Source organism: Agathobaculum sp., from assembly GCF_050946325.1.
Classification (GTDB): Bacteria; Bacillota; Clostridia; order Oscillospirales; family Butyricicoccaceae; genus Agathobaculum.
The window spans coordinates 1-6,409 of record NZ_JBMNUP010000108.1 but is presented as its reverse complement, the minus strand read 5'-3'; the positions used below and the strand labels follow the sequence as shown (position 1 = coordinate 6,409).

At 52.3% G+C, this 6,409-nt stretch carries 4 protein-coding genes; 1 reads left to right on the top strand and 3 read right to left on the bottom strand.

Going from position 1 to position 6,409, the window contains the following annotated elements:
• Nucleotides 1-235 (top strand): hypothetical protein (locus ACOYIE_RS08305; RefSeq protein WP_433412234.1); only part of this gene is annotated, 235 nt, incomplete at its 5' end.
• On the opposite strand, the gene ACOYIE_RS08300 is transcribed toward ACOYIE_RS08305, so the two are convergent.
• The 3 genes from ACOYIE_RS08300 to ACOYIE_RS08290 form a co-directional block, all read right to left on the bottom strand.
• On the bottom strand, nt 232-1,449 hold the full coding sequence (locus ACOYIE_RS08300; RefSeq protein WP_433412232.1) for an FprA family A-type flavoprotein: 1,218 nt from the start codon (nt 1,447-1,449) through the stop codon (nt 232-234). The genes ACOYIE_RS08305 and ACOYIE_RS08300 overlap by 4 nt on opposite strands.
• A 33-nt stretch (nt 1,450-1,482) precedes the next feature.
• Complete coding sequence (locus ACOYIE_RS08295) at nt 1,483-3,384, bottom strand: acyl-CoA dehydrogenase family protein (RefSeq protein ID WP_433412230.1); 1,902 nt, start codon at nt 3,382-3,384, stop codon at nt 1,483-1,485.
• A gap of 284 nt (nt 3,385-3,668) precedes the next feature.
• The coding region (locus tag ACOYIE_RS08290; protein WP_433412228.1) for a phosphodiester glycosidase family protein at nt 3,669-6,409 on the bottom strand (2,741 nt) is incomplete at its 5' end.

The following is a 6,409-nucleotide window of genomic DNA, read 5'->3' as shown; positions in this document are numbered from 1 at the left end:
AGGGGCAGGCCGAGCCGTGATTTATACAGGCGTGCCAGAAAATCGAATATCTATTTCCGGAGGCCACTCATATTGCTTTGCGGTTTTGCTGGTTCGTCTGGTCTGGTATGTGCATTTCGCGCTGCCTTGTTTTGGCATTTCTATCGGTTTGCATGCTGCATCAGAGCGGCATTTCATCCAATACAAGAAGTCCGGAGGCGTAGGTGCCCCCGGACTTCTCACTGTTTGCAGTTAAGCTTCGTTCATATTATCTACAATGGCATCGGCCAATGCGTTTAACTCATCTTCCTTGTCCGAACCAAGCGAAGAGGCCAAAGAGAGACGTTCGTTAAGAACCGTCATGCATTTCATCTCTTCGTCCAGGAACTTTTGCATCAGGTCTCCTGATTTGCATGCCCAGGAACCGTTCTCCACAATCGCGAAGGTGCGGTTCTGCAAGTTAAGGGCCTTCATGTCTGCCAGATAGTTGTGCATAACTGGATAAATGCCCAGATTATAGGTTACAGATGCCAGAACGATATGGCTGACACGGAAAGTTTCCGAAATCAGATAAGAGACATGGGTGTTGGATACGTCGTAAAGTACCGTATTGGTAATGCCGCGTTCCGCCAGTTTGGCGGCCAGAGCCTGCGCTGCGGCTTCCGTGTTGCCATACATGGAAGCGTAAACAATCATCACTGCCTTTTCTTCGGGTTCGTAGGTGCTCCAGTGCTGATATTTGTCAATCAGATAGCCCAGATCGCTGCGCCAAACCGGACCGTGCAGCGGACAAATAAACTTGATCTGGTCCAGAATGCCAGCGGCTTTTTTCAGCAAAAACTGCACATGAGGACCGTATTTCCCAACAATGTTGGTATAGTAGCGGCGGGCCTCATCAATCCAGTCGCGGTCAAAGTTGACCTCATCGGCAAACAGTTTACCGTCCAGTGCGATGAAAGAGCCGAATGCATCCGCGGAAAACAGTACGCCGCTGGTTGTATCAAATGTGACCATCGCTTCAGGCCAATGTACCATCGGAGCCGCCACAAAGGTGATGGTATGTTTGCCAAAGCAATAGGTATCGCCCTCCTGCACCTCAATCAGTTCGTGCCCGTCAATATCAAAACCAAACTGGCGCATCAGCATAAAAGATTTCTCTGTGCTGATAACCTTGACATTTGGATAGCGCAACAGAATTTCTTCAATGGAAGCTCCGTGGTCGGGTTCCATATGGTTGATAACCAGCACATCCAGCGGTTTTCCATTCAGCAGATACTGAATATTTTCCAGCAGCTGACGGCATGCAGACCAGTCAATGGTATCAAACAGAGCAGTCTGTTCATCCAGCAGCAGATAGGCATTATAAGAGACACCCTTGGGAATCGGATGAATGTTTTCAAACAATGCCAAACGATGATCGTTAGCACCGACCCAGTACAGATCATCGGTAACTTTTCTTACACAATGCATAATCAAATCCTCCTTTATAGTAGATACATCGGCTTATGCCTCGATGAAATTCTCTTTCGATTCCGCGCACTCTGGGCAGACCCAGTCCTCGGGAAGCTTTTCAAACAGCGTGCCAGGCGCTACATCGGCATCGGGATCGCCGATGGAAGGATCATATTCATAACCACAGCCGCTGCACACATAGGTCTTGTAGGGCGGGCGTTCCTTCTTCGGCGTGGCGCGCTTCATTTTCTGCATGGGCGGCGCAGGCTGCTTTTCACCGGTATCAAGCGCGGCGGAGAGCAGAGGAAGGATTTCAAGCACATCGCCAACAATACCATAATCGCAGTTTTTGAAAATAGGAGCGTTGGCGTTTTTGTTGATTGCTACAATGGTAGACGCGTCCTTGATGCCTTTCAGGTGCTGGACTGCGCCGGAAATACCGCATGCAATATACAGATTTCCCATAAACTTCTGTCCGGACATACCGACATACCGATTGATCGGCAGATAGCGCAGCGTTTCTGCCACAGGACGGGAAGACCCGATTGCTGCACCGGCCGCCTGCGCAAGCTGCTCAACCAGGGCCATGTTTTCCTTGGCGCCAATGCCCTTGCCGGCACTGACAACACGCTCTGCCTTGGAAATCGGCGTATCAATCGGAATACCTACCGTGAAATCATAGCCGTCTTTCTTCAGGCCCGCAACCAGCGCATCCACCTTTTCCTGGGCAGAGCCTTCCTTCAGGATCATCTTTTTCCGTGCGCCGGTAACAGGACCGGCCTTCTTCAGTGCAGGCGCAGCTTCCTTGGGCGGCTTACCAAGAATATGAGAGGAAATAACAACGCGAAGAATTTCGTTCGTGCCTTCATAGATCGTTGTGATCTTGGCATCACGATACATGCGCTCCACATCCATGCCCTTGAGGAATCCGGTGCCGCCAAAAATTTGGAGGGCATCGTTCGTCACTTCCAGTGCAATATCCGAAGCATACTGCTTGGCCATTGCAGCTTCCATACCATAAGGTTCATGGTGCTCCTTGAGTTCGGCCGCAGAATAAATCAGCAGGCGGGCACACCGCAGCTTGGTAGCCATATCGGCAATTTTAAAGGAAATGGACTGCTGGAATGCAATCGGTTTGTCAAACTGAACACGCTCTTTGGCGTATTCAACCGCACTCTCATACGCGCCCTGCGCAATGCCCAGCGCCTGCGAGGCAATGCCAATACGGCCGCCGTCCAGCGTGGCCATGGCAATTTTGAATCCCTGTCCTTCCTTACCCAGCAGATTTTCCTTGGGAACCTTTACATCATTGAACAGAAGCTGGGCAGTGGCTGAGGAACGAATGCCCATCTTGTCATAATGATCGCCGAACTCAAAGCCCTTCCAGCCTTTTTCCACAATGAAAGCGCTGATGCCCTTTGTGCCGATACCTGGGGTGGTAACGGCAAACACCACATAAGTATCCGCTTCCCCGCCATTGGTAATGAAAATCTTTTCGCCGTTAAGGATGTAATGATCGCCCTGCAGTACGGCGGTGGTTTCCGTGCCGCCGGCATCAGAACCCGCGTTGGGTTCGGTCAGACCAAACGCGCCGATTTTTTCACCGCGCGCCAACGGAACGAGATATTTCTGTTTTTGCTCCTCCGTGCCGAAAGCAAAAATCGGCCAGGAGCCAAGGGAAACGTGTGCAGAAAGGATTACGCCGGTACCGCCGTCCACGCGGGAAAGCTCCTCCACTGCAATGGCATAGCTGATTGCATCCAGCCCGGCGCCACCGTATTTTTTGGGGAAGGGGATGCCCATCCAACCGTTTTCTGCCATTTTCTGAACAACTTCACGCGGAAAGTAATTCTCCTTATCCCAGAGAAAAGTATATGGCTTTACCTCGGATTCCGCAAACTCTCTGATTTTGGCTCGTAAAGCTTCATGTTCCTGCGTGGTTTTGAAATTCATGCCAATTCCTCCTTGTGTTCTTAATGTATACGATATATGTATAATTTCGAGATAAAAAATTTTATGCACTGTGCCAGGGGACTTATGGCTGTGCATAGTTCGCAATTACTTTACCATTATGGTATCATTTTACACAAAACAAGTCAATGAAAAAAACGATGTCTTTATAAATTTTCACTTTTCTACAAAACAGGGTTATAAAATTGGGGAGAAATGACAATAGAAAGGGACGCTGCATTTTTTGCAGCGCCCCAAATCACAGGACAAAGTAAAACGGAATCAAGTTAAAACAGAGATAATACCTTGGCAATTTCACCGCGCGTAATTTTTCCAAGAGGGCGCAGCGTATTGTCCTTGTAACCGCCAATGATACCTGCCGAAACACAAGTTTGCGTCTGTGCGATAGCCCAGGAGGGGATAGAAGAAGCATCAGAATACGCAAGCGGTGCAGCGGCATACCCGCGCGGCAGGCTGCGTCCGATGACTGTCATCACCTCGGCGCGGGTCATATCCTGCTTGGGAGAGAAATACAGCTTGCCGTTTTTCGTTTCTCCCTTCATAATACCCGCCTGCGATACGGCATAGACCGCGCCGCGCGCCCATTTGGGGATTTCCGCGTCGTCGGCAAAATTCATCGCGCCGGAATAAGAAGTATCCAGCCCAAGCAGACGGGCCATGGTCACGGCGAATTCCATGCGCCGCAGGTTTCGGTCGGGGTTGAAGAAGGTTTGACCATCCACAGTCTCGCCCACCATAATGCCGCGCGTATGCAGCAGGGAGGCGTAGCCGCGCGCCCAGTGGGAATCCGTATCCGCAAAGACGGCCGCAGCCTTTCCAGCGGTTACTGTAACAGCGGCGCGGGTACGGTTGCCCGCGTCATCGGATACATCAATGGTTACACAGTGTACGCCCTCTGACAGCGAACCGGTTGTAATAGTCAGCGAGCTGCCGCTCATAGCGGCGGCGCCGGAAACTTCCTTGCCATCGACCTTGACAAAAACATTGGAAGCGCGTACCGGATATTTGCCGTTTTCCATCGTGGCAGTACCGCTGATGACGGCAGAGGCGCCTGCATCAATGGAAAGAGAGGTGTTTTTCAATTGCAGGACCGGTGCATCTGCGTTAGTAACGGCGTGATGCGCAGAAACAATAATCTGATCCAGGTAGAGCGCCGTGTCCGCTGCGGCTGTGCCGCTGCGCTCAAAACGGATGCCGGTCAGCTTGCTTGCCCCTTCCGGAACAGCGGCGGTGAGCTGCCGCCACGATGCTTCGGTTACAGCAGAAAGGGGAGCGGTTAGTTCATTTCCTTCATTGTCAGCAAAGACCGCGGTCAGCGTACTTTGCGTCCCCTGGCTGCGCGCCCACAGCGTCAAATGCTTCATATCAGATACGTCTGTTGCGGGAAGCGTAATGGTGCCGGTCACAACTTTGGCGGCATCATAAGAAGCCTGAAGCGAGCCGGTGCCGCGGGCGACCGAAGCATAATCGGATACGCGGGAAAGCGTGATGCCTGCGGTAGCTGCGCAGGGTTGGCCTGCTTCAAAATCAGCCGCAGTTCGCGCAGACTGTGGATCACCCATGCCAACATTGACGGAAATGGATTTGACCGTATTGCCGTAAGAACAGGTCAGTGTGCCGCTGGCCATGGTTTTGCCTGCGGTAAATACGCCGCGGTTATCAACTGTGCCGATATCTCCCGAAATTTTCCAGGTAAACTGTTCATCCATAGCAGACATACGCTGGCCGATGTGATAGGCAATGGCATTGAGATCAACGCTTTGCTCTGGTTTGACAGACAGGGAATTCACGGAATTGCCGTCACGCTGCAGTACGATCGAATCCACTGCATTTGTAATGCAGATGCGCATGGAACCTTCAACCGCGCCGTCGGTAGCAGTGATAACGGCGGTCCCTGTGTTTTCACCCGCAGTGAAAGTTTGTTCTGCAACCGTGCCAAGATCATCTGATACGGAATATGTCAGATGATCGGGGGCAGGGGCCGGCCCATAGGAACCATCAGCCCCCTTGACGGAAAACCAGGTGGAAGCGCCGGGCAAAATATAACGATAGCTTGGGGTGAGCACGGCGTGCGCCGTCCTGCCGTCAGATTCCACCTGATTGACAAAGAAAATATAGTTGGCACATGCCCGCTGCGCGCCGTCTGAGGGCTTGGAGACCAGCGAAGGACTCGCATCACCCGGCTGACGCAGTGCCATGGCAGAAGAACCGCCGCCGTCCAGGCAGATTGCGCGAACACAGCCAAGGCTGAGCAGCTCGCTGCCAAGCTCGGCTGCTGTCAGACCAGCGCTGTGGGAAGACTGGTTGCCGTCAATCTGGTACAATATCACCGTACCGTCTTCCTTTACGCCAATTGCGCTGCGCGCCCGCCGGGAAGAGGCTGCATCAATACCTGCGGTGGTGACCGAACCGCCGTCAATCAGCAGTTTGCCGCCGACTGCATACTGCACATCCGCCCAATTGCTGTCGTTCGCGGTAACGCGCAGCGTTACTTCTTCGCCAACCTCAAAATCTACCCAGGAAGGGACATTCGCGCCATCGGATTTGGTCAGAACCATCTGATTGTCCGTAATCGTCAGCGGACTGTTGCCGGTTCCTTTGTTGATAACCTTCATCCGGACTTCACCGTTGACCGTAACGGGCGTATCATCCAGCCGCTCCAAAATGATGTTGGTACCGTTGGCGGTAAAGTGCGTGGAATCATCGTAATTTCGATCAAGCAGGTAAGCGCCTGCCGTGGTGCGGGTCTTGTTGAAATACGAAACGGAGACCGTACCGCTTTCGCCCGCTACCTGCATGGACATGGTTGGCCGGCCCATAACAGCCGTACCGTCCTCCGTAAAGCCTACTGCATATTGCCAGGCGTCGGAAGAAATCAGGGTTCCCTTATCAATGACAAGGCCGATGGGAATACCGCTGGACATGACAAAAAAGTCTGCATTGGTGCCGCCAATCACGGAATGCCCCTGCTTTTCCAGATACTGAACAGCCTGTGTAATCGTGGCGC

Coding starts and splice junctions, on each gene's coding strand:
- ACOYIE_RS08295 (WP_433412230.1), bottom strand. CDS start 3,384: ATGAATTTCAAAACCACGCAGGAACATGAAGCTTTACGAGCCAAAATC.
- ACOYIE_RS08300 (WP_433412232.1), bottom strand. CDS start 1,449: ATGCATTGTGTAAGAAAAGTTACCGATGATCTGTACTGGGTCGGTGCT.